The 21,424-nt window shown below is 38.2% G+C and carries 23 protein-coding genes, 7 tRNA genes and 5 pseudogenes; 5 read left to right on the top strand and 30 right to left on the bottom strand.

The genetic code is table 11. The annotated features are described in order from the left end of the window. Positions 1-333: 333 nt before the first annotated feature. From JMN17_RS19120 to JMN17_RS19110, 3 genes are read right to left on the bottom strand one after another with little or no spacing between them, the layout of a single operon-like run. A complete protein-coding gene (locus JMN17_RS19120) occupies positions 334-951 on the bottom strand; it encodes an FMN-binding negative transcriptional regulator (RefSeq protein WP_087993911.1) in 618 nt (205 codons plus the stop codon). A 20-nt stretch (positions 952-971) separates the two neighbouring features. Continuing rightward, the gene (locus JMN17_RS19115; protein WP_087993910.1) at positions 972-1,490 is read right to left on the bottom strand and encodes a GNAT family N-acetyltransferase; all 519 of its coding nucleotides are present in this window, start codon (positions 1,488-1,490) and stop codon (positions 972-974) included. Between the two features lie 25 nt (positions 1,491-1,515). Beyond that, positions 1,516-1,968, bottom strand: a complete 453-nt coding sequence (locus JMN17_RS19110) for a MarR family winged helix-turn-helix transcriptional regulator (protein WP_087993909.1) — start codon at positions 1,966-1,968, stop codon at positions 1,516-1,518. Between the two features lie 118 nt (positions 1,969-2,086). Here JMN17_RS19110 and JMN17_RS19105 point away from each other — a divergent pair, with 118 nt between their 5' ends. Both JMN17_RS19105 and JMN17_RS19100 read left to right on the top strand, forming a co-directional pair. Beyond that, the gene (locus JMN17_RS19105) at positions 2,087-2,731 is read left to right on the top strand and encodes a YczE/YyaS/YitT family protein (RefSeq protein WP_202328990.1); all 645 of its coding nucleotides are present in this window, start codon (positions 2,087-2,089) and stop codon (positions 2,729-2,731) included. A 745-nt stretch (positions 2,732-3,476) separates the two neighbouring features. Then, positions 3,477-3,926, top strand: coding sequence for a hypothetical protein (locus JMN17_RS19100; RefSeq protein WP_087993907.1), 450 nt, complete (start codon positions 3,477-3,479; stop codon positions 3,924-3,926). A gap of 665 nt (positions 3,927-4,591) precedes the next feature. Here the strand turns inward: JMN17_RS19100 and JMN17_RS19095 are convergent. From JMN17_RS19095 to JMN17_RS19075, 6 genes are all read right to left on the bottom strand, one after another. Continuing rightward, a complete protein-coding gene (locus tag JMN17_RS19095) occupies positions 4,592-5,272 on the bottom strand; it encodes an ABC transporter ATP-binding protein (protein ID WP_087992943.1) in 681 nt (226 codons plus the stop codon). Then, positions 5,269-6,372: an ABC transporter permease gene (locus tag JMN17_RS19090; RefSeq protein WP_087992944.1), complete on the bottom strand. Its 1,104-nt coding sequence runs from the start codon at positions 6,370-6,372 to the stop codon at positions 5,269-5,271. Before JMN17_RS19090 ends, JMN17_RS19095 begins: the two co-directional genes overlap by 4 nt. Before the next feature lie 100 nt (positions 6,373-6,472). Continuing rightward, positions 6,473-7,852 (bottom strand): HAMP domain-containing sensor histidine kinase, encoded by a 1,380-nt coding sequence (locus tag JMN17_RS19085; protein WP_202328988.1) that lies wholly within the window; start codon positions 7,850-7,852, stop codon positions 6,473-6,475. Continuing rightward, positions 7,849-8,523, bottom strand: a complete 675-nt coding sequence (locus tag JMN17_RS19080; RefSeq protein ID WP_087992946.1) for a response regulator transcription factor — start codon at positions 8,521-8,523, stop codon at positions 7,849-7,851. The genes JMN17_RS19085 and JMN17_RS19080 overlap by 4 nt, the downstream gene beginning before the upstream one ends. A gap of 305 nt (positions 8,524-8,828) precedes the next feature. Next, complete coding sequence (locus JMN17_RS21965) at positions 8,829-8,957, bottom strand: hypothetical protein (RefSeq protein WP_277986995.1); 129 nt, start codon at positions 8,955-8,957, stop codon at positions 8,829-8,831. Positions 8,958-9,135: 178 nt separating this feature from the next. Continuing rightward, entirely contained in the window at positions 9,136-9,417 is a 282-nt protein-coding gene (locus JMN17_RS19075; protein WP_087992947.1) for a hypothetical protein, read from the bottom strand. Positions 9,418-9,543: 126 nt separating this feature from the next. Here JMN17_RS19075 and JMN17_RS19070 point away from each other — a divergent pair, with 126 nt between their 5' ends. After that, positions 9,544-9,780 carry a hypothetical protein gene (locus JMN17_RS19070; RefSeq protein WP_087992948.1) on the top strand — a complete coding sequence of 79 codons (237 nt, stop codon included), beginning with the start codon at positions 9,544-9,546 and terminating at the stop codon, positions 9,778-9,780. 100 nt (positions 9,781-9,880) lie between these two features. On the opposite strand, the pseudogene JMN17_RS19065 reads toward JMN17_RS19070, so the two are convergent. After that, positions 9,881-10,145: pseudogene (locus tag JMN17_RS19065) on the bottom strand (hypothetical protein). A 265-nt stretch (positions 10,146-10,410) separates the two neighbouring features. Next, positions 10,411-10,500 (bottom strand): annotated as a pseudogene (locus JMN17_RS19060) (Replication initiation factor); the annotation flags it as partial. Here JMN17_RS19060 and JMN17_RS22190 point away from each other — a divergent pair. Next, a pseudogene (locus JMN17_RS22190) lies at positions 10,501-10,578 on the top strand (hypothetical protein); the annotation flags it as partial. A gap of 252 nt (positions 10,579-10,830) precedes the next feature. Here the strand turns inward: JMN17_RS22190 and JMN17_RS19055 are convergent. The 11 genes and pseudogenes from JMN17_RS19055 to JMN17_RS19005 all read right to left on the bottom strand — a co-directional run. Continuing rightward, a pseudogene (locus JMN17_RS19055) lies at positions 10,831-11,238 on the bottom strand (response regulator aspartate phosphatase); the annotation flags it as partial. 232 nt (positions 11,239-11,470) lie between these two features. Further along, complete coding sequence (locus tag JMN17_RS19050; RefSeq protein WP_087992949.1) at positions 11,471-12,508, bottom strand: flavin-containing monooxygenase; 1,038 nt, start codon at positions 12,506-12,508, stop codon at positions 11,471-11,473. 130 nt (positions 12,509-12,638) lie between these two features. Beyond that, positions 12,639-13,586, bottom strand: a complete 948-nt coding sequence (gene czcD / locus JMN17_RS19045; protein ID WP_087992950.1) for a CDF family zinc transporter CzcD — start codon at positions 13,584-13,586, stop codon at positions 12,639-12,641. A 474-nt stretch (positions 13,587-14,060) separates the two neighbouring features. Beyond that, positions 14,061-14,144, bottom strand: a tRNA-Leu gene (locus JMN17_RS19040). A gap of 80 nt (positions 14,145-14,224) precedes the next feature. Further along, positions 14,225-14,306, bottom strand: a tRNA-Leu gene (locus JMN17_RS19035). 11 nt (positions 14,307-14,317) lie between these two features. Beyond that, positions 14,318-14,393, bottom strand: a tRNA-Lys gene (locus JMN17_RS19030). Between the two features lie 27 nt (positions 14,394-14,420). Next, a tRNA-Gln gene (locus JMN17_RS19025) sits at positions 14,421-14,495 on the bottom strand. A gap of 12 nt (positions 14,496-14,507) precedes the next feature. Then, a tRNA-Glu gene (locus JMN17_RS19020) sits at positions 14,508-14,579 on the bottom strand. Between the two features lie 29 nt (positions 14,580-14,608). Further along, positions 14,609-14,699 (bottom strand) — tRNA-Ser (locus JMN17_RS19015). A 4-nt stretch (positions 14,700-14,703) separates the two neighbouring features. Beyond that, positions 14,704-14,778 (bottom strand) — tRNA-Asn (locus JMN17_RS19010). A 123-nt stretch (positions 14,779-14,901) separates the two neighbouring features. Beyond that, complete coding sequence (locus tag JMN17_RS19005) at positions 14,902-15,354, bottom strand: SprT family protein (RefSeq protein WP_087992951.1); 453 nt, start codon at positions 15,352-15,354, stop codon at positions 14,902-14,904. 103 nt (positions 15,355-15,457) lie between these two features. Here JMN17_RS19005 and cmpA point away from each other — a divergent pair, with 103 nt between their 5' ends. Further along, entirely contained in the window at positions 15,458-15,571 is a 114-nt protein-coding gene (cmpA, locus tag JMN17_RS19000) for a cortex morphogenetic protein CmpA (RefSeq protein ID WP_003225207.1), read from the top strand. Positions 15,572-15,580: 9 nt separating this feature from the next. On the opposite strand, the gene JMN17_RS18995 is transcribed toward cmpA, so the two are convergent. From JMN17_RS18995 to rsbV, 8 genes and pseudogenes are all read right to left on the bottom strand, one after another. Further along, positions 15,581-17,740, bottom strand: a complete 2,160-nt coding sequence (locus tag JMN17_RS18995; protein ID WP_202328986.1) for a Tex family protein — start codon at positions 17,738-17,740, stop codon at positions 15,581-15,583. 93 nt (positions 17,741-17,833) lie between these two features. Then, entirely contained in the window at positions 17,834-18,277 is a 444-nt protein-coding gene (locus tag JMN17_RS18990) for a MarR family winged helix-turn-helix transcriptional regulator (RefSeq protein ID WP_202328984.1), read from the bottom strand. Beyond that, positions 18,261-18,700, bottom strand: a pseudogene (locus JMN17_RS18985) (EVE domain-containing protein). The gene JMN17_RS18990 and the pseudogene JMN17_RS18985 overlap by 17 nt, the downstream one beginning before the upstream one ends. Further along, positions 18,697-19,122, bottom strand: a complete 426-nt coding sequence (locus JMN17_RS18980) for a hypothetical protein (protein ID WP_038954149.1) — start codon at positions 19,120-19,122, stop codon at positions 18,697-18,699. Before JMN17_RS18980 ends, JMN17_RS18985 begins: the two are co-directional and overlap by 4 nt. Before the next feature lie 111 nt (positions 19,123-19,233). Continuing rightward, positions 19,234-19,833: a phosphoserine phosphatase RsbX gene (gene rsbX / locus JMN17_RS18975; protein ID WP_202328982.1), complete on the bottom strand. Its 600-nt coding sequence runs from the start codon at positions 19,831-19,833 to the stop codon at positions 19,234-19,236. Next, positions 19,833-20,621, bottom strand: a complete 789-nt coding sequence (sigB, locus tag JMN17_RS18970; RefSeq protein WP_202328973.1) for an RNA polymerase sigma factor SigB — start codon at positions 20,619-20,621, stop codon at positions 19,833-19,835. Before sigB ends, rsbX begins: the two co-directional genes overlap by 1 nt. Continuing rightward, the gene (gene rsbW / locus JMN17_RS18965; RefSeq protein WP_148963062.1) at positions 20,587-21,069 is read right to left on the bottom strand and encodes an anti-sigma B factor RsbW; all 483 of its coding nucleotides are present in this window, start codon (positions 21,067-21,069) and stop codon (positions 20,587-20,589) included. The genes sigB and rsbW overlap by 35 nt, the downstream gene beginning before the upstream one ends. After that, entirely contained in the window at positions 21,066-21,395 is a 330-nt protein-coding gene (gene rsbV / locus JMN17_RS18960) for an anti-sigma factor antagonist RsbV (RefSeq protein WP_148963061.1), read from the bottom strand. Before rsbV ends, rsbW begins: the two co-directional genes overlap by 4 nt. Between the last annotated feature and the right edge of the window lie 29 nt (positions 21,396-21,424).

Here is a 21,424-nt window from a genome sequence, read left to right as displayed (position 1 = left end):
ACCCTTGATATTATTGGGATGAGGACGAGAGGACTTGAACCTCCATGGGTTATTCACCCAATAGGATCTCAATAAAGTGAAAGCTAATTGTCAGTTACAAAAGCCTGTCATTTCAAGCATTTGAATTCATTTATTACATGTATTTTCATCGTTTTATATTCATTTTGGGCATAAAATGGGCACTGTTTTTAGGCTGTAAGCACACTGATTAATTCAAACTTCGTATCCCAATCTAATGAAAGAAAGAGCAATGAATAGAAGCTGCAAACATAACTGCTCCAGTTCCATTCTTTAATTCTCGAATCTAAAGGTTTAATAAAAGTGGGCTTATATTTAGTTTTTTAATCTCTTTTCCATCTGTTCTGCCATTTGTTTTGAATTTGGATTTCCTTCATTTTGCAATTGGTCAATGATATTCATATAATCCATTTCACTTCGATTCTGACTTAATTTATATGCAGCCTGAATGTCATCCACCTTAATCTTAAAACCGACAATCGCTTTCAGTTGTCTTTCTAAGAGTTCAGGAGAAAGTTCATCCCATAAAATTGGATTTTCTCGATGTTTTTCGTATTTCTCCATCATTGTTGTTAATTCTTCTATTAATTCATCTCTCTCTAAAATACTTGCTTGACCGTATATATGGACGGCTTGATAATTCCATGTCGGAACATCTTCATGCCCGTACCAAGAAGAAGAAATGTAAGCGTGTGTTCCCTGAAACATAACAAGCACATCTTCACAGGTTTCAAATGTTCTCCACTGCCGATTTCCATAAGCGATATGCCCAGTGATATAGTAATCATCACCTTTTTTATTTAACCCCAAAGGCAAATGCGTGGCAATTGGTTTCCCTTGTTCTGTCGTGACGATCGTGCCAAAAGAGTTTTTTTGAACGAAATCCCAAATTTCATCAACATTTGAGACCTTAAAATATTTTGGAATATACATAATCATCCTCCTTCCAAAAATTATATAAGTGTTTTAGCCATTATAAAGTCCGTTTGTTTTTCATGCCCCATATAAAAAGAATGGGCTCCAGTTTGAACAAACCCCATTTTCTTATAAAAAGCAATAGCATTTTCGTTTTTTTCCCATACGCCCAGCCAGATTTTCTTTTTATTCAGTTCCTTCGCAATTTCCATAGCTTTATTCAACAGATATTTACCAAGTCCATGTTTTTGAAATTTGTTCTTGATATAAATCCTCTCGATTTCAAGTGATTCATCACCCATTTTTTCAGTCTGGGCATCATTGGTATTGACCTTTAAATATCCAGCGACTTCATTATTAAAATATACAAAAAAGAAGCGCGAAGAAATATTGGATAATTCTTTTTCTAATTGTTTTAAGTTAAAAGCCTTTTCCAGATAGGCATTCATATTTTCGGGCGAATTCTGATCCTTAAATGTCTCATTAAATGTTTCATAACTAATGTCTTGAAGTTTGCCCAAGTCTTCAAGTGTGCACTTTTTTATATTGATAGTCATTTAAATATGTCACTCCTTTATAACATCAATAATTTCTCTTGTTCCCTTTTTTTACAAAATCCCAATCTTTTTCTATATTTTTTCTTACTCTTTGAAGAAAATTGAAAATGGTCTCCGCTTCTCTTTCAGAAAATCCCTCTAAAGCGACACGATTCGAATGATCATTTTCTCTTTTTATAAAAGGAAATACCTCATTCCCTTTTTCCGTCGGAAAGAGTTTTTTTATTTTTTTGTTATGTTCATCATCTTTCTTTTCAATAAAGCCCTTCATTTCAAGTTTTTTTATTGCACGAGCTGCGGTTGTTCGGTCTACTTTAATCATCTCAGCTAACTTTTCTTGAATGATTCCCGGGTTTTCACATATTCGGACAAGGTACAAATACTGCCCTTTTGTCAGGTCATGTTCTTTAAATTCGATATTGCTTATAGAATCCAATGCTCGTGCAATCATTCCAATTTCACGAAGAATATCCTTCATCATTAAACTCCTTACGTATGTGTTTTTGTTGTATTTGCAATAAAAATAGCGTACATTAAATATAACTCATCTTTGTTGTATTTACAACAAAAAAATAAAGATAAAGAGGTCGAGTAAAGTGAAATATGTTTTTTATGTATTAGGAATTTTAATCTTAACCCTTGGTATTTCTTTCACGATTCAATCAGATCTTGGAGCTTCCCCTTTTGACGCACTTTTGGTGGGACTGTCCATAAATGTGGGGCTTACTGTGGGAAGTTGGGAAGTCATCATAGCTCTTATATTAATATGTTGTAATTCATTTTTAAAAAGACAAAAACCTGAAATTTCGGGGTTGTTAACGGCCTTTATAACGGGTATGGGGATTGATATATGGCTTTTTTTATTGCACTTTTCTGTAACACCTGAAACTTTGCACAGCAAAATTGTTTGTTTTGCAATTGGCTTAGTTGTTATAGGATTGGGAACCGCAACATATTTACACACAAAATTCGCCCCGATTCCTGTTGACCTGCTAACATTAATCATAAAAGAATTAACGAAAACCAATATATTTTTTTCGAGAACATTCATTTACCTCGTCTTCTTGATAATGGCGTTTATTTTGAATGGACCAATTGGCGTTGGAACTATACTAACCGTTTGTTTAGGTGGGTTAATTCTTAATTACTTCATGCCCTTTACTGAAAAAGTGTTGGATCGCATACTAACAAACTCCAGTACATCACCAAATGATGGTCAAGATAAAAAGCATTCCATATAGAAGGTAATTTAAGTAAGTGGGCACAAGAGGTAAAAACAGATGAATATGAAAAATACCAAGGTCGTCAAAACCCTTGGTATCATTGATGCGGCCGAGAGGACTCGAACCTCCACGGGGTTTGCCCCCACTAGGTCCTCGACATAGTGAAAACGTATCATGTATTACATAAACCTTATAAATAAAGCATTCTTTATCTTCATTTCCACCTATTTTCTTCTTTTTCATGAATTTTGAGCAAAAATTGGGCACTACTTTTTTTAAAAATCACTAAAATATTAGCTTTAAATAATTCCAGCTAAGACCTAAGAAACCACTAACAAGAGAAGTAATGTGGTCTCGCCCACTGGGTGCGATAGTTTTTTCTTTTGGTAGTATCTTGACTTGTCCGATTTTGTAATTCAGTGTAGATAGACAGAGATAAAAAAGAGTACGTATTAATCTTGAATAGCACAAAAAACACTACCCTTTTCGTTACTTTAGAGAAAGGATAGTGTTTTTTCGTTTTGCGGGTATCGGGAAAATCTCTGCTAATAGCAATACCTCAATAAGAAGATCGCAATTTCCACTTACCAAGCTATATCAAGGCTTACTTGTCTGATTTGGGATGTTTGGGGTACAAAAGTTTGAGTTACAAACATTATTGTCCAAAAAATCATTTACTGTAATTATTTTACATGGTATTATTTGTATTATGCATGCGAAGTATGCATGTATAATAAATTAAATTAAAAAGGAGTGCTTGATCGTGAATCTTAAGTCCATTTTCAAAGGAGTAACATCGACTCTGATAGCTGGTGTAATTGTTGGAACTTGTGCTATACCCGCTTTTGCGGAGTCGACTACAAGTGTATCGTCGAAAAATTATGCAGTTACAAGTGGAGAATTCAAAGCTCTAGACAGGGAGGTTTCAGATGGCTCTGTTGATCAATCAAGCTGGAGTCGGACGTTCGAATTAGATGAGAACGACGGGGCACAAGTAAACTTCTGGGCTTCAAATAACGGGAGTAATGACATAAAAATATCAATTGATGGAATAGTCTCAAGAACTCTCGCACCAGGCGAGCAAGGCAACATTTCTGCTGAGGTTGAAAATGGTTGGTTTGGTTGGACATACAATTACACATTTACAGCTTCACCAACGGCTCAAGGTGGTAGTGTTAAGATGAACTATCGTATTGCTCAAAGAAATAATTAACGAATTACGGAAAGGTAATCACTCATTACCTTTCCGTAATTTCATCATTTTTTAGTTTTTTAAAAGATTCCTTACTTTCTATACTTTGGAGATAAATTCACTCCAGGTTTTTCATCTTCTCTTTTTCTAAAAATAAAAGGTTTTGTATTAAACCCTATATGATGCAAATCAAACCCATTAGTAATTACTTTTCTCTAATTTTCTACTCCTGCTTTTCCTGCTCTTTTCCCCTCAACCTTATGAAATCTTATCATGTCCTATATTTAAGGGTTATACAGCTCTTATTATCATTATTTACACCTTTTTTGATGTTTTTCATATTTTCTGGGCAGTAAAGAAACCTTGACCACTCGCCAAGATAAGTAAAATAAAAAACGAAGGCATCAATAAAGTGGAAGCTTATTATCAGTTATATAAGCCTGTTATTTCAAGCATTTGAAGTCATTCATTACACTCATTTACACCATTTTATATTCATTTTGGGCACAAAATGGGCACTGTTTTTAGTCTGCAAATAAACAACCATTAGATAAAAATTTAGAATCTTGCACATGTCACCAATGTTATATTCACTAGAATAAAAATGTACCAACACCCCTTGTTGATATGGGGATAAACTAAAACCGAATCCCTTATAAAAGAGATTCGGTTATCTTTACAGAGTCTTATGTTAGTTCTGAAAGTTTACCGTCATCGATATACACAACACGGTCGCATAAATCTAACATTCTTTTATCATGAGTAACCATTACAGCAGCTTTTTCTCTAGATTTCACTTCATCTGCTAACATTTTTACAATTGTACGGCCGCGCTCTGAGTCAAGACTCGCTGTCGGCTCATCAGCAAGAATGATCTCCGGGTCATTCATCCAAGCCCGAGCAATGGCAACACGTTGACGTTCTCCCCCGGATAAACTTTGCGGATAACTATTCATACGATGCTTTAATCCAAGTCTTTGAAGAAGATCAATTGCTCTTTGTTCTGCTTTGTTATTAGAACTTCCCGCTAGCTTCGAAATAAGCAATAACTGGTCACGAACCGTTAAATAAGGGATTAAATTAGATGACTGAAATACAAATCCGATTTTTTTTAATCTAATGCGATTCATCTTTTTTTCCGTTACTTGACTGATATCACTTCCATCAATCATAATGCGGCCTCTTGTTGGAGAAAGCAACGCTCCGGCAATTGAGAGAAACGTACTTTTACCAGAACCGGATGGCCCGACAACTGCAACAAATTCTCCGGCTTTCACTTCAAGAGACACTTGATCAAGAACTTTTACAGACGATTCGCCGTCACCGAACACTTTATCAATATGGTCAAGAATCAATTTTTGACTCATTGTGCTGCACTTCCAATCGCTTCAATAGCGTCAATTTTTGTAACTTTATATAGAGATATTAACGATCCAATCACTGAAACAGCCAGAAAAAGACCTGAAGAACCTAAAACTAATTTCGGTGTAAGGTCAAATGGCATGCTGCTTGGTAAAATAGCCGCCACACCATATGTTAGTACTATACTGATTACAAGACTGATAAATGTTAATAATAAAACTTGGAATACAATATTGCGCGCTATATAACCGGTCGTTGCACCAATGGCCTTTAATACCCCGAATTGATTGATTTTCTGTATGGTCATAACATAGAAGAATACGGCTAACACAAAAGCTGCAATAATAAATAGAAAAACAATCATCATGATAAGCGAGCCTTGCTCCTCAGAGTATCCAGGAATACTCTTGAGAGCCTCACTTTTATCAATTAAATCAACCCCTGCTACATTCTTATCAATTTGCTCTGCAGCATCTTGACTTGTCTTTAAAGCGATTGCGTTAAAAAACAATTGTTTATTAGCAGAAAGTTTATGAATTTCTCCCCACTCTTTGAAATTGATGTGGATCACAGGTGTGTGGCTAAATGATTCTCCTTTTGAGAACCCCACAATCTCAAACGTTTTACCGGAGAACTGCTCTTTTATATAGTCCCCCAATCTCAATCCATCTTCTTTTAGCGAACTATCTGCAACGATTTCATTTGTGGTCTTGTTGTTAATCATACGGCCATCGATAACATCAGGAGCCAAAAATCCTTTCATATCTACGGCAAAGAATGTGGCATCAATCTTTTTAGAAGACCCTTTCTGAGTAAATGTGGTCATCTGTATTCCTAAAGGTGCAGCTGATTCATTGTTGGTGTAGTCTTGAATGTCTTTCAGTTTGTCCTCAGACAATATTGAACGGACCAAGCGATGATCTGCTTCTTTTTGAATCACAAGATAGTCTGTATCCATCTTTTGAATTGAAGAAGCATTATCAGAAGCTAGTCCTTTTGCAAGTCCAGAAACAAAAAGAACAAGCCAGGCGATAAGCACCATGATGAACCCAATTAAAAAATAACGCAACTTAGCATATTTAAGTTCTCGTAAAGCAAGAAACACCGTCTTTTCCTCCAATCAATATCATTTATCCTTAACAGCTTTTTTTGCCTGAGATAAATATAGATTGGGAATATGAACAGAACATGAACGGGAAATTACATTACTTTTTAGGCAGGCAAATATGAAAAGCGGTTCCTTTCCCTAGTTGGCTTTCAACATGGATTTGACCATTATGCAGCTCAATAATTTTCTTAGTAATGGCAAGTCCTAAACCGCTGCTGGCTTCTTTACGGTTCCTAGCCTTATCTGCTTTATAAAAGCGGTTGAATATATGAGGTAAGTCATTTTGTGAAATACCAATACCTGTATCCTTGATCTCAATGTAATATTCATTTTCTTTTTTTATCAGTTTTATGGAAATTACCCCGCCTTTTTCAGTGAATTTGATACTATTTACAAGCAAGTTAGTCCAAACTTGATGGAGCAATTGCTCATCCGCATAAATGAGAGCAGAAGGGAGCTCCATTTCCACAGTTAAATCTTTTTCACGCCAGTTCCATTCAATCATAAATAACACTTGTTTCATTTGAGCAGCGACATCAAAGGTATTTTTACTCAATATTTCCTTCTCTTTATCTAAGGATGCTAGTGTTAGTAATTGCTTACTTAACTGTGACATGCGCCGGCTCTCATTTTCGATGATAGACAAGTAATTCTGACGCTGTTCTTTAGATAATTTCTTAGATTGCAATGTCTGTGAAAAGCCTTGTATAGAAGCAAGCGGTGATTGAATTTCATGTGAAACGTTAGAAACAAATTCTTGGCGCATAGCTTCCAGTTGCTCTAAACTTTTTGCCATTTGCGAAAAATGGTCGGCCAATTCACCAATTTCATCACGCAATTTTACGTTTAATTGAATATCATATTTTCCTTTAGCGATTTGTTTTGTAGCTTGAGTTAATGTAATGATTGGCTTAACAATATAACGGGTACTGATCAAAACAAAAAGAATGCTGATTAAAATGGTGAGAAGAAGAATCAATGCAAAAAAGGTTCGTAGTTCCCCAAATTGGAGCTCCGTATTAGGACGGAAAAAAAGGGCATATTGATGTCCTTTGTCCGTGATTGGAACTCCGATCGTATTGAGCAGTGCATTGTCAAAAAAACCTGTAATAAAGCCTTTAGAAGAAAACTGAGAAATACCGTGATATATGTGACCATCTAAAACGGATTGAATCACTTGATCACTTAAATCTTTTTCTCTGAAAGATCCGCCAAAAAAAGAGCTGTGGCCATGTTCATTGACTAAATAAATTTGGTAACCTAAATCACCGATATTCGTTAAATAGTCGTCAAGGTTAACATTAGGGTTGTTTTCATAAAATGTCTTTACATCTTCGGCCATGCGGGTTAATTTTTTGTCATTATAAGGTTTAAGGTTATATTGGTAATATGCATTGGAAATAAAAAAAGCAGCCACACTGCTGAAAATCATCACAACAATAGTGGTAATAACAATTTTTAAATAGAGTGTCCTCACTTTTGTTCCACCACCAATTTATAACCAATACCGCGAATCGTTTTAATATGAAAATCATCAGTAACAGAAAAACGACTGCGCAGCCGTTTAATATGAACATCAACTGTTCGATCATCTCCGTCAAAGTCGGCTCCCCAAATCAAATGGATTAATTCTTCCCGTGTAAAAATTCTGTCTGGGTAGCTTGCAAGCTGTGACAATAGTTCAAACTCTTTCATCGGCAGCATCAGCAATTTATCGTTACAATGCACTTCATAGCTTTTCCGGTCTATGACAGTATGATTAAGGCGGATTTTTTCTGAATTCACCATTTTATAACGACGAAGTAAGGCTTTTATGCGAAACATCAATTCTTTCGGCTCGAAAGGTTTAGTCAGATAGTCATCCGTTCCGGCAGAAAACCCTTTTTCTTTATCCATGAGCTGGTCTTTAGCAGTCAGCATAATAACAGGAAAATCATAATATTTTCTAATTTCTTCACAGAGCTGAAAACCGTCCTTATGAGGCATCATGACGTCGACCACAGCTAAATGAACTTGCTTTGTTGCAAGAATGGAAGAGGCTTCTTCACCATCGAAAGCTTCAAAGACACCAAAGCCCTCGACTTGAAGATAATGTCTAAGTAATTCAAGAATATGTTCATCATCATCCACAATGAGTATATTTATCATTTTAAAGACCCCTATCAAGTACATTTTGTCTCTAGTCCATTTATATAATAAAAAGTATAACTGAATAATCTTCCATGACACTTGTTTTAGATTAACATATCCATCATAACCTTCAACTGACAGTCAGTAAAACAAAGCTTTTAATTAATTGTAAATCAAGGGATCGTTAAAAGTATGAATACCAAGGGTGACAATTATTCACAGAAACAAAAGGCCGTTATTTAAAGTCATCATTTATAGCACAAAATGAGCAAAAGTTCAGTAATCCATCAAATAAAAAAAGGAAGGTCTAATTACCTTCCTCTTTATGCACCAACTCGATCTGCGGCAATGTTGAAACCACCATTTGGAGTACTGTTTTTATCTACAGAATGAATAAATGTTAAGATGCTACTTAACACCATTACTGTCAATAGAATTCGGCTGATCTTCATTTATAATCTCTCCTTTCTTTATTTTTGTCTCGCCCCAATACTAATACTCTGTTGTTCGGTTAATAACTTAATACCAATAACTAAGACTAGCGTTACTATACAAGCTATGTTTATCCATTTCCACCAAGACATTTGTAAAACTCCCTCTAACTTGATTTACATTTCCAACACTCCCTTCTTATATAATTTGCTTTGTTTTTTCTAGGAATAATAAAAAGGATGCTATACGATGTAACACCCTTTTTATGCTTTGATTCTCAATATAAACTTTTAAGCTAGTCATTCGACCGTCCGGCAAATATCTTGTTTTATAGAATGTGTAACGATATTCAGCAAACCCTCTTATTCGTTCGCCTTCGACAACCAACATGCAATCTCTGCTTAAACTTCTCACAAAAACTAAAGAGGGGATACCCACATTAAAACCTAAGCTTTTGAATCGTTTGTCTGCAGCCCACACCGCACATTTTCACTCCACCTTATGTCATCTGTACTTTAACTATTTCTTAAAAATTGTTGAAATAAATAGTATATTTTAACTTTGATGGTATAATTAAAGAAAATTTTATATTACTGGAGTGATAGCTTGAATAAATCAACTTTGAAAGGAATTATAAGCACCGTTATAGGGGCAATGCTAATTAACTTTTTATTTTTTTGGAAACAAACTGACGGCATATTTGATTTTATAATCTGGCTCGGTTCTTCCGCCATTCTAGGCTATATAATTTTTGCTCCTTTTACTATGTCAAAGAAAGAAATGAAAAACTTTGAAGAAAAAGTCGACAAATGGCTTGAAGATGACGATAGCGTTAAAAACTAACAAGTAAATTAAGACCATTTAAGCATTAAGAGTCTCTTTAACTAGGGATTCTTTTTTTTGAACATTAGTACTGGCAACAGACACCGCACATTTTCCCCATTTATCGGTAGTAGCTAATCCCTTCAAACTCCACAGTCCTTTCATCTGTCTCAGCGTTTTCATCCTCCAGAATGTTGAATGTGGCTTGAAGTTAGCATTTACGTTATCTATAACTGCAAAAGTTTGGACTATGACTCTTTGAGCAACATCACTGTAAAAAACATCTTCCATCATTTTTTCAATCAGTTCCTCGGCAATCTCTAAACAGCCAAGAGACTCCAAATTATTTTCCGTCGGGCCTTATTCAACAGATTAATGTTAAACATCTTATCCCTTCGATTTAAGTTCTTGGTTTTCATCCAAACCCACCAACGAAAGCCCGTTGGATTGCTGTTTATCAAGCCCCCTATTCCTCCGAATCATCGGGGGAATCCCTCGCCTGTAGGCAGGAACAAACGGTTGTTTGTTCAATGCCAAGAGGGTTTTGGTGGCGCTGAATATGTCAACTCCTTACCCTCACTTCGTTCTGGTACCGTTGACCCAAACGTTTAATCGCATCACCTGTGTTTATAAAGATTTAACAGATTGTTTTTAAACGACCATGTCAGCAACATCAGCAATAAACACATCTAACATTTTCTTATGTTTGTCCGCCAGTTCAGCTTCTGCAATCATATCTGAACAACAATTGATGTTTATGGACACCTATATCCAAACAAGCAAAAGGAAATGGCTGATAAATTAGATGACTTACTTTAGGTAAGTGGGCAGTAGATCATTTAAAAATAAACACAAAAAAATACCAAGGGCGTCAAAACCCTTGGTATCATTGATGCGGCCGAGAGGACTTGAACCTCCACGGGTTATTCACCCACTAGGCCCTCAACATATTAAATCCTTATCATTGGTTATGAAAGCTTGTTTTCATTACACTCCGTATCTTCTCTGTGTACCATTTCTATATGTTTATACGAATTTTGGTTAAAAAATGGTGAGTCAAAACATAATGATATCAATCTGCCCATTTGGTATTTTCATTCTTTGAGTCCCTATTCGATAGGCACTTATCGCCGTAGTTAATTCTTTACGCCTAAACTCGTACATACCCTTAAAAAAGTAAAAATAATATTCCAACATGCCAGTTAATTGCCCTTGCTTCTCAATTTCTTTTATAGTCTCATAAGCATTATTGAGATCTTCTATTTCCTTAGATTTCATATAACTCAGCATTATCTTGTGCCTAAATTTAATATAACAAGGCATCTTGGTTTTCTTCCATGTTTAGTAATTCTTTCTCTACTTCTATTTTTATAATCTCTATTTACTCAATTTGATCATCTTTTATTGATGTATACCAATCATTTAACTTTGACTATGTCGTACGGAATTTTATACTTTATCTAAGAAAACACCCCGCAAGAAATTCCCTCATCCTTACACAAATTGTTCTAATTTTTACATTAATTGTATTATATCAGAATATCCTTTATTTCACAAAGATGAATTGTATAAAAAGGCTCATTACATCTATTCCTTTGCGGTTTTTTTGCGGTTACAGAGATACTTTTGCGACTTGACACAATAACCTAACCAAACTTATTCACACAAAAAATAGAGCAGTAAACATGTGAGTTACTGCTCTCTACTTAGTTTATTCACCGTTAATTTGTTTTACAATGTATTCAGCATCATTTCCTACGCCTTGAAGCAACGCTGAGCCTCGCCTATGCTGCCAAGGCAAACCTATAAAGTACAATCCCTCTACAGGTGAAACACCTCTATGATGTATGATTCGACCTTCTTTATCCAAAACATCTTTTATTTTTATCCAGCTAAGGGGATTACTAAAACCAGTAGCCCAAATAATATTGTTTACTTCTAATGAAGATGAATCTTTAAAAATGATTTCATTTTGCTTTCCAGCTATGACTCTTGTTTTTAAGATGATCTCCTTCTGTTTTATTGCATGTTTTAATTCATATCCAAATATAGGATCTCCTTTTTTTTGAATGAATTTTGCTAATATCGATGTATTACTTGCACTTAAAATTCCTAATTTATCAAACCACCAAAAGATACTTTTTTTTCTAACCAATAAAGGTAAATAAACCAATTTGTCACTACACGCCAAATATGTAACTCTTTCTTTAGATAATTCAACAGCTATCTGAGCACCACTATTCCCACCACCAACTACTAGTACATTTCCAGGTACCAATTGTTTTGAATTCTTATATTGTGACGAGTGTAATTGATTAATATTATTGGCTAAACCCTTTGATATTGACGGAATATTAGGGGTATGAAAAGGACCGGTAGCAATTATAAGATTCTTTGTTTGATATTCTTCTCCATTTGTTTTTATTAAGAAATGATTCTTTAATTTCAGGACACTTATTACTTCTGTCCGTAATTGGATTGGAATGTCAAATCGTTCAACATATTTCTTTAGATAAGCAACAATTTCATTTTTTGAAGGAAAGCTATGCTTTTCACCTTCAAGGTGCATTCCAGGCAAAGAGCTATACATTCGAGAAGTAAACAAAACCAATGAGTCATACCGATCTTTCCAGCTTTCCCCCACCTCATAACTTTTATCCAAAATGATAAACTTTTGATTGGACTGCTTAAGATAATATCCAATTGAAATTCCTGCTTGACCAGCTCCGATTACTATATTGTCGTACATATTAATCCCCCCACCAATTTTACTTATATGAGTGATAGACTAACGATAGCTAGAATGCCTCTTAAATATTAGTAGAGATAAATCTGACTAATGTTAGTTTATCTCCTCAATGTAAAACAGATGAAAAATTTTAATGTTGATGGTGGTCATGCTGCTTCTCAATTGTGGCCTGACAAAGGATCGCATTGTCGTGATTATGTGCTTCGGTTTCCATTTGAATGGTTACGTGCGTAATGCCTTTATGCTCAAGCTCATGTTCAATTTTGCGTAAAATATTTTCACTTTCTGAAATCGTCAGTTGATCGTCAACAACTGCGTGGCAAGAAAGAGCATTCAATCCACTTGTGATAGACCATATGTGTAAATCATGAATGTTTTGAATTCCCTCTGTCTCTTCAATTGTACGAATGATGTCGGTGACATCGATATTTTCTGGAGTTCCTTCCATTAATATGTGAATGGAATCTTTAGTGACATTGTAACCGCTTCTTAGAACAAGAATAGCCACAATTATACTAGCCAATGGGTCTGCCCAGCCCCATCCAAAGAAGATGATAAGTAGGGCAGCTAAAATGGCACCTACAGAGCCGAGCATATCGCTTATTACATGTAAATAAGCTCCTCTTATGTTCAGATTATTCTCTGTATCTCCACCACTCATCATAATCCAAGCGACCAATATATTCACAACTAACCCGATAATACTAATCGTAAGCATGCCGGTTGTTGCTACTTCTGGTGGATTAGAGAAACGTTCGATTGCTTCATAAATGATATAAAGAGAAATAAGAATTAATGCAACACCGTTTATCACAGCTGCAAGAATCTCAAATCGCTTATAGCCAAATGTCTTATTGTGATTCGCCTTTTTTCCAGCTAATGTAAAAGCAATCAGGGCAACCATTAATGAGATTGAATCACTCAGCATATGGCCTGCATCTGATAAAAGCGCAAGACTATTTGTTAAAAATCCACCTATGGCTTCTATAATCATATAACCTGTAATAATGATAAAAGAGATCAATAAAACCTTTTTATTGGCTCCTGCAGTATGATTGTGGCTATGATTTTGCCCCATATAAATCTCCTCCTTAACGAAAGTTTATTGATACATATGTATGTATTATTTCAAATCTGTTATTGAACAATCTAACGTGATGCAATAAACATTTATATATATGATCATGTGTTCATATATAAATATATATACCCTTTACTGAAATGTCAAATATTTTATAAAAATCCCGATTATGTCTTTTAATCTTACCCATATAGGTTCACAAGAATTCACCTTACGAATACCATCTGAATGAACTTTTTGAGGTTCGATGATCTGATATTACGATTGTTATTGATAATAGGTTGATTCTCTACTTTTGTAAGTTGATGGTTTGAAGGAAACGTGAAGTTTAAAGGAATTAACTACTACTATTAAGGGGTGGTGTCTACTGTAGATGACTAACTCCAAATAAGTGGGCAGTTTGTGGACAGTAACAAATTTGAAAATAAGCACAAAAAAATACCAAAGGTCTACAACCCTTGGTATCATTGATGCGGCCGAGAGGACTTGAACCTCCACGGGTTATTCACCCACTAGGCCCTCAACCTAGCGCGTCTGCCATTCCGCCACGACCGCGTGATCATTAAATTGTTTGTGCTGGTTTATTAGGCTCTTAACCTAGCAAAACCGATTTCGCGTGCACTTTGTAATTAAAGTGCGGGTGAAGGGACTCGAACCCCCACGTCGTAAGACACTAGATCCTAAGTCTAGCGCGTCTGCCAATTCCGCCACACCCGCAAAAAGACAAATGGTGAGCCATGAAGGACTCGAACCTTCGACCCTCTGATTAAAAGTCAGATGCTCTACCAACTGAGCTAATGGCTCTTGCTATTAAATTTAAAAAAATAAAAATGGCTGGGCTAGCTGGATTCGAACCAACGCATGACGGAGTCAAAGTCCGTTGCCTTACCGCTTGGCTATAGCCCAACGAAAATGGAATGACCCGTACGGGATTCGAACCCGTGTTACCGCCGTGAAAGGGCGGTGTCTTAACCGCTTGACCAACGGGCCGATGGTTGAGAACTTATATCGAAATCTGATGGCGGAGAAGGAGGGATTTGAACCCTCGCGCCGCTTACACGACCTACACCCTTAGCAGGGGCGCCTCTTCAGCCACTTGAGTACTTCTCCAATATGGCTCCACAGGCAGGATTCGAACCTGCGACCGATCGGTTAACAGCCGATAGCTCTACCACTGAGCTACTGTGGAATAATAAGACAAGACTTATTGTATCAGCCTTGATTTGCAGTGTCAAGAGGTATATGTTTTTTGTCTATGTCTCGTGACGACTTTTATAATGTACCATAGGCTTGCCATATCCGTCAACCTTTTTCACGAAAAAAATCTTTTTATTTTTCCGTGGCATTTTCCGCACCTGTATCTGTCAGGGTTCATGGCACGCTTCTTTATATACTGTTGGCCGCAGGCCGTACAGATATACCTATAAGTTTTTTTGTTTTCTGTTTTTTTCTTTAAAGGCGTACAGAACCTTGGCGCGTTGACCTGCTGCAGCAGCACTCGAAAATCTCTGTCTCTGTGCTTGTACCCTTTTCCTTCTAGGTGAAGATGGTAATGGCAAAGCTCGTGCTTGATGATGCCGATCAGTTCCTCCCTGCCATGTTCAATCAAATATTTCCTGTTCAATTCAATGTTATGAGAGGTTAACAGGTACCTTCCCCCCGTCGTTTTCAGCCTGTCATTAAAAAGCGCCTGATGGCGGAACGGCTTGTTAAAATACGTTTCAGAAATATCCTCTGTCAGCTTTTGAAGCTCTTTGTTATCCATGGCGCACCTCACTTAAAAAACATTGAACGGGACAATTCACCGTTCGCATACAATATGGTAATCACCGTCCCTCTTATGATAAAAGCTGAGGAGGAATGAGCCTATGCCAAATTGGCTGAAAAAGCAGATGCAAAAAGCGTTCCTTGAAAAAGATAATTACCAAATTAAACTGCTGAATCAATGCTGGTATTTCTATAGGAAAAAACACTGCTCGTAAGCAGTGCTTTTATTTTACCATAGACAGTGACACTCTGCCTTTTTGTACATCGACACCGTCAACCCAAACCGTCACGATGTCACCGACGGATACAACATCAAGCGGATGCTTGACGAATTGATTGCTGAGTTTTGAAATGTGCACAAGCCCGTCCTGTTTGACTCCGATATCAACAAACGCTCCGAAGTCCACTACATTGCGCACGGTGCCCTGCAGCTCCATCCCTTCTTTCAGATCCTCCAGCTGAAGAACGTCTGTTTTCAGCAGAGGCTTAGGCACCTCATCACGCGGATCACGTTCAGGTCTTGTCAGCTGTTCACAAATGTCTTTCAGCGTAATTTCACCGATTCCCAGTTCCTTTGCTGTTTCAGAAAGCTCAAGTTTGTTGATTTTATCCTTCAATTCCGCCGTACCGATCTGCTCTGTTGAAAGACCGAACTTTTTCAAAAGCGTTTTTGTTTCTTTATAGCTTTCCGGGTGGATGCCTGTTCTGTCCAGAGGCTCTGTCCCTTCCTGCACTCTTAAAAAGCCGATACATTGTTCATAGGTTTTTGCGCCGAGCCTTGGAATATCCTTCAGTTCTTTTCGATTCGAAAATTTACCGAGCTCTTCCCGCTTTTTAACGATGTTGCCCGCTACGGATTTCGATAATCCCGCTACATATTGAAGCAGCGCGGCGGAAGCTGTGTTGACATTTACTCCTACCTGGTTTACGACTGTCTCGACAACAAAGCGCAGGGATTCATTTAAGCGTTTTTGGCTGACGTCATGCTGATACTGCCCCACTCCTACAGATTTCGGATCAATTTTGACGAGTTCCGCAAGCGGATCTTGAAGTCTCCGTGCGATGGATACTGCACTGCGTTCCTCGACCTGAAGCTCAGGAAATTCTTCTCTGGCAAGCTCAGATGCCGAGTATACGCTTGCCCCCGCTTCATTGACAATCACATAATAAATATCACGCGGCGTGTCCTTCAGCACATCCACAATGAATTGCTCTGTCTCCCTGGAGGCCGTGCCGTTTCCAATCGCCACCATTTCCACTTGATACTCTTCAAGAATCGCTTTCACTTTCTCATGAGCTTCTTTCGTTTTTTTGACAGGTGCATGCGGGTAAATCACATCAATTTTTAAGACTTTCCCGGTTTCATCTGACACTGCCAGCTTACAGCCTGTTCGGAAAGCCGGATCTACACCGAGAACCGTCTTGCCTTTCATCGGCGGCTGAAGGAGAAGCTTTCTGAGGTTCTCAGAGAAAATATGAATCGCCTGTTCATCCGCTTTTTCCGACAGCTCTTTTCTGATTTCACGTTCAATAGCAGGCTGAATCAGTCTTTTGTAGCTGTCTTCAATCGTTTCCTGCAAGATTTCTTTTACAGACGTTGAACGGTTTTTGATGATTTGCTTTTCTAAGTAAGCCTTAATGTGATCTGCTGGCGGTTCGATAGACACCTTTAAAATGTCTTCTTTTTCGCCGCGGTTCATGGCAAGCACTCTGTGCGGAACGACCTTTGCGATTGGCTCTTCATACTCGTAGTACATTTCGTACACGTTTTTTTCATCTGTGTCTGCTGATTTTCCGGCAGCTGACTTGATCGTTCCTTTTTTAAAGGTTTCCTGGCGAATCCATTTTCTGAAATTCGGTTCGTCTGAGATTTGTTCCGCAATAATGTGCTTGGCGCCTTCAATGGCTTCTTCTCTGGTGAACACTTCTTTTTCTTCGCTGATATATTGGTCTGCTGTTTCTGCAAGGCGGTCATCTTGCGGAAGGGTCATAATATAGTCGGCAAGCGGCTCAAGGCCTTTGCTTTTGGCGACTGTCGCTTTCGTTTTGCGCTTTTGTTTATACGGACGGTAGAGGTCTTCTACTTCCTGAAGTTTTACGGATTGGTCAATTTTACGTTTTAATTCATCTGTTAGTTTATCCTGCTCGGCGATTAGCCTGATCACCTCTTCTTTTCGCTGATTCAGGTTTTGTATGTATTGCCATCGTTCAGAAATGGTCTGAATCTGAACCTCGTCCATTGAACCCGTCTGCTCTTTTCGATATCTGGCGATGAACGGAACTGTGTTGCCGTCCTCAAGCAGGCGGATGACGCTTTCAACATGTTTTTGTGATAAACCTATTTCTTTCGCAATTTGCTGTTTCAAAAGGGCTGACGTTTCCATGTAACCATAGCCTCCAATTTTGTCGTTCTTACTCTAGTGTATCAAAAACAGAAAAAAACACATAAAAAAAGACAGCTGCCGCTGCCCGTATTTTTATTCATTTTTCAAGAGTTCCTGTAAGCCGCTTAGAAAGTTCTCTTTTATCATGGCTGCTTCAAAAAAAGATTGGTCAATCCGCTCGACAATCGGCAGAGCAGAGGTTACTCTTTCCTCTCCTGTTTCTGTTAATGACAGAAGAACTTCCCTTTTATCCTGAGGATTTTTGCTTCTTTGGATAAATCCCTTTTTCTCAAGCGTCCGCACAACCTCTGATACCATCATGATATTGGTCTGGCTGAAGCCTGCGATTTTTTTTTGCGTGACGGTTTCTCCATGAGCAATCATATACTTGCATGAGGTCAGGAGAACAAATTGAACGTGGGTAAGGTCATGCTCAGCCAATGCTTTCCCTATTTTCCGCTGCCAGCTTTGTGTGACCTGCCATAATAAAAAACCTGGACTTGTGTTCGGTCCGCTAAATTCAGAGTGCCATTTCACTTATATTACTCCCATCGCTTGTGATATTGTCAAAAAATCATTTTTACTGATTTCAAAGTGCCCTCTTCGAAATAAAAGCCCGAGATGATTTGTTTCCTGAACAAATTCCAACTGAGATTTAATATCGTAAAAACCTATTTTTTCACACGGAAAGTAATCAATGTCTAACCGGTATGGGATAAAGTCCGGAGCCATTTGATATTGATAGACGTTTCCGCTCTTCACTTTTCCGATAGCGGTAAAACATCGCAGCAGCCTGCCGTCCGGATATGCATCTCGCGGAGAATAATAAATAAGCCAATCATTCTCTTTCATCCTGGCAAGAGGCGCTTTTTTACCGTGGCATACTTGGGCAAATCCGCCGGCGGTCCCTTTTAAAACATGCTGCTCTGACACGACGCCAACCCAATATTTTGTGTTCATTTTAGCATTCCTTTGCAAAGACGGACAAGGCAGTTGACTGACTCTGGGATGTCTTTAGACAGTTCCTGCCCGATTTTTTCTCCCCATTTTTTTGCTTCTGCGCCTTCCAATACAACCCCATGCGTGATGTTTAGACCCTCTTGTCGCTTTTGCAGTACATGATAAAATTCCATTTTTACATTTGTATTCGGAAGGTGGGATATGACAGAAAATGATTGATGCTTCTCCACATGTTCAAGCCAAAATGGAACTGTATTTCCTCGCAAAAGCAATGCTCCTTCCGTTTCATTTTGAAACGGCCCTTTCAGAGAAGCTGATGTGATGCCCGCATCCCACTGTTTCCAGGATTCTGGGTGCTGATAATATTTCCAGATTTCTTCTGGTGCCGCATCTGATATTGCAGTGTATTCATATTTCCACATTTGTAATCCCCCTAAATAATAAGTGCACTTATTAATTATAATAAGTGCACTTACTAATAGTCAATCACAAAAAAAAGAAGCCGGCTTTCCCAGCTTCTTTTTTCTACTCTTCTAGGACAGCTGCCCAAGAATATATGTCAGATCGTCTTTTCTCGATGTTGTGTACATTTTCAGTGAATTCGATATGTCTTCTACCGATTGGCCTTTTTTCAAATGGGAGCGGATATCGGGTACGTTTAGTCCATCGGTATGTATAATGAACTTTGAACCCTTTTCGTAGGTGGCGGTGTGTGTTTTGTATTTTTGCGGCTTTCCTGATAAATAGCCTGAAATCGGCAGAGGATAAAAGCTTTCACCAGAAGGGGAATGCAGAATAAACCGTACGTTTCCGACAGAGCAGTACGTAAACTGCCTTTGCTTAAAATTGATTTTCAGGATAGAAGCTGTAGCGCCTCTTTTGTGTTTCATCGCCTGATTACAGCGTTCAATAATGCTTTGTACGTCTTCATTTGCATAGTTTTCCGCTAAGGCTTTGATTGCTGCGGAAGATTCGTTGGCAAGCGATCCGCTTCCAAGTCCGTCAGCTACCGCGCAAATTAACTCCTTATCATCAGCTTTCATATAAAAGCTGTCGCCGCAAATCGATTTTCCTTCTTTATTCAATTGGTATACAAGAGTTTGAATATGCTCGTTTTCTTCAACCTGGATCATTACATTAACTCCATCGAGGGATCTTCAGTCAAGGCCTCTCTGAGCTTCTTCACAGCTTTGCGCTGCAGACGCGAGACGTGCATTTGAGATATACCGAGAATGTCCCCAGTTTCTTTTTGGCTTTTGTTTTGAACATACGTAAGGTCTATGATTTGTTTTTCACGGTCGGAAAGGACATGAAGCACGCTTTGCAGCATCATTTGCTGATTGACCCGCTCATATCCATCCTCCTGTGAACCGACGATATCAAGAATCGTGACGGTGCTTCCATCCGCATCCGCTTCAATGCTGTGATCAACGGACAAGGCTTGATAGCTTTTGCCCATTTCCATCGTTTCAAGAACTTCTTCTTCTGAAACATCGAGAAATTCGGCAATCTCTTCTACTTTCGGCGACCTTTGTGTTTCAGTCGTCAGCTGATCAACCGCCATTTTGATTCTTGGGCCCAGTTCTTTGATTCGTCTCGGCACGTGAACGCTCCACGTCTTATCTCTGAGGAAACGTTTAATCTCACCGATGATTGTTGGAATCGCAAAAGCTTCAAACGATTTGCCGACCACCGGATCGTATCGCTTAATCGCTCCAAGCAGCCCGATCATGCCGACCTGGCGAAGATCCTCGTGAAAGCTTTTGCCTTTTGAATATTTTTTCGCAAGCATATCAACCAGATTTGTATATACCTGCACAAGCGTTTCTTGCGCCTGTTCATCTTGATTTGTTTGGTATTCGCTTATGAGCCGATCGACTTCATCTTTAGTTAGTTTCGTAGTTTTTGATGGTTGTGTCATGATCAACTCGCTCCCCATTTAAATACTTTGTCATCGCTACGGTGACGCCGGAGTTGTTTTGCACTCTGACTTCATCCATAAGCGTTTCCATTAAATATAGACCGAGCCCTCCTTCTGATAATTGATCAACTGTGTGCGAAGGTGTGTACGGCCCTAGATCCTGTTGCTTTTGATCGAAATCAAAGCTGTCTCCTTCATCCGCCACAATGACCTCTAAACGGTCTTCAAACACACCGAATCGGATTGACACTTCACCATTTTTATCTTCTTTGTAAGCATGCTGAACCGCATTCGTACACGCTTCACTGATTGCGATTTTCAGATCTTCAATTTCATCATACGTATAGCCCATTCTGCTCGCGACGCCTGACAGCGTCAGCCTTATAATCCCTACATATTCAGGCTGGGCCGGCACTTTCATTTCGATGTAATCAGCATTATTCTTCATTGCACTCCACCTTCTGACTTTGCAGAAATATCAATGATGTCCTTCAAACCTGTAATCTCAAACAGACGAATCAGCCGGTCAGAAAGATTTTCAAGTTTCAGCGACCCGCCTTGTTTTTTCACTGTTTTAAAGATGCCTACAAAGACGCCGAGTCCGGTACTGTCCATGTAGCTGACATCTTTCAGGCAAATTTTTAAGTCAGCGCCTTGTTCTGCCAGAGGAACGAGCTTCTCTCTGAGCACCGGAGCTGAGTATACATCTATTTCTCCTGCAATGTTTACTTGTGTATCATTCTCGTTTTGCTTCACATCAACATTTATATTCATTCTTATCACCTCAAATTATCCTTCAAATC

The organism is Bacillus sp. RHFS10, from assembly GCF_016757475.1.
GTDB classification, from domain to species: domain Bacteria; phylum Bacillota; class Bacilli; order Bacillales; family Bacillaceae; genus Bacillus; species Bacillus subtilis_G.
Note: the sequence above shows the minus strand (reverse complement) of the source record. Positions and strands in the feature narration are given on the sequence as shown.

Bases quoted from the DNA above. Each gene is read 5' to 3' on its own strand.
- JMN17_RS19120 (WP_087993911.1), bottom strand. From the start codon at position 951: ATGTATATTCCAAAATATTTTAAGGTCTCAAATGTTGATGAAATTTGG.
- JMN17_RS19115 (WP_087993910.1), bottom strand. From the start codon at position 1,490: ATGACTATCAATATAAAAAAGTGCACACTTGAAGACTTGGGCAAACTT.
- JMN17_RS19110 (WP_087993909.1), bottom strand. From the start codon at position 1,968: ATGAAGGATATTCTTCGTGAAATTGGAATGATTGCACGAGCATTGGAT.
- JMN17_RS19095 (WP_087992943.1), bottom strand. From the start codon at position 5,272: ATGAGTCAAAAATTGATTCTTGACCATATTGATAAAGTGTTCGGTGAC.
- JMN17_RS19080 (WP_087992946.1), bottom strand. From the start codon at position 8,523: ATGATAAATATACTCATTGTGGATGATGATGAACATATTCTTGAATTA.
- JMN17_RS21965 (WP_277986995.1), bottom strand. From the start codon at position 8,957: ATGAAGATCAGCCGAATTCTATTGACAGTAATGGTGTTAAGTAGCATC.
- JMN17_RS19050 (WP_087992949.1), bottom strand. From the start codon at position 12,508: ATGTACGACAATATAGTAATCGGAGCTGGTCAAGCAGGAATTTCAATT.
- czcD (WP_087992950.1), bottom strand. From the start codon at position 13,586: ATGGGGCAAAATCATAGCCACAATCATACTGCAGGAGCCAATAAAAAG.
- JMN17_RS19005 (WP_087992951.1), bottom strand. From the start codon at position 15,354: ATGGATAACAAAGAGCTTCAAAAGCTGACAGAGGATATTTCTGAAACG.
- cmpA (WP_003225207.1), top strand. From the start codon at position 15,458: ATGCCAAATTGGCTGAAAAAGCAGATGCAAAAAGCGTTCCTTGAAAAA.
- JMN17_RS18995 (WP_202328986.1), bottom strand. From the start codon at position 17,740: ATGGAAACGTCAGCCCTTTTGAAACAGCAAATTGCGAAAGAAATAGGT.
- JMN17_RS18980 (WP_038954149.1), bottom strand. From the start codon at position 19,122: ATGTGGAAATATGAATACACTGCAATATCAGATGCGGCACCAGAAGAA.
- rsbX (WP_202328982.1), bottom strand. From the start codon at position 19,833: ATGATCCAGGTTGAAGAAAACGAGCATATTCAAACTCTTGTATACCAA.
- sigB (WP_202328973.1), bottom strand. From the start codon at position 20,621: ATGACACAACCATCAAAAACTACGAAACTAACTAAAGATGAAGTCGAT.
- rsbW (WP_148963062.1), bottom strand. From the start codon at position 21,069: ATGAAGAATAATGCTGATTACATCGAAATGAAAGTGCCGGCCCAGCCT.
- rsbV (WP_148963061.1), bottom strand. From the start codon at position 21,395: ATGAATATAAATGTTGATGTGAAGCAAAACGAGAATGATACACAAGTA.